Here is a 334-nt window from a genome sequence, read left to right as displayed (position 1 = left end):
TCACCGGACTCGTCATCACGGTGTCTGGCATGAAGCCAAAAGCAAACATGCATCCTGTGCACACTTGATTTTGTCTTCTTGCGGGTTGTACCCGACCAGGAAGAACCTGGTGGAGCCGAGCGGGATCGAACCGCTGACCTCCTGCGTGCAAGGCAGGCGCTCTCCCAGCTGAGCTACGGCCCCATATTACCGGCTGCTTCAGATTACACCGGCAAGGCGCCGGAGAATCTGGTGGGTCTGGGTGGATTTGAACCACCGACCTCACCCTTATCAGGGGTGCGCTCTAACCAACTGAGCTACAGACCCAGTACTCTCTTGGTCGCGCATCTTTAAT

Annotated in this window: 2 tRNA genes; both read right to left on the bottom strand. The window is 56.6% G+C overall.

The annotated features are described in order from the left end of the window. Positions 1 to 107: 107 nt before the first annotated feature. Positions 108 to 183 (bottom strand) — tRNA-Ala (locus tag DKW65_RS15715). 46 nt (positions 184 to 229) lie between these two features. Further along, positions 230 to 306: transfer RNA gene (locus DKW65_RS15710), tRNA-Ile, on the bottom strand. Positions 307 to 334: the final 28 nt, after the last annotated feature.

Source organism: Isoalcanivorax indicus (genome assembly GCF_003259185.1).
Lineage (GTDB): Bacteria > Pseudomonadota > Gammaproteobacteria > Pseudomonadales > Alcanivoracaceae > Isoalcanivorax > Isoalcanivorax indicus.
Note: the sequence above shows the minus strand (reverse complement) of the source record. Positions and strands in the feature narration are given on the sequence as shown.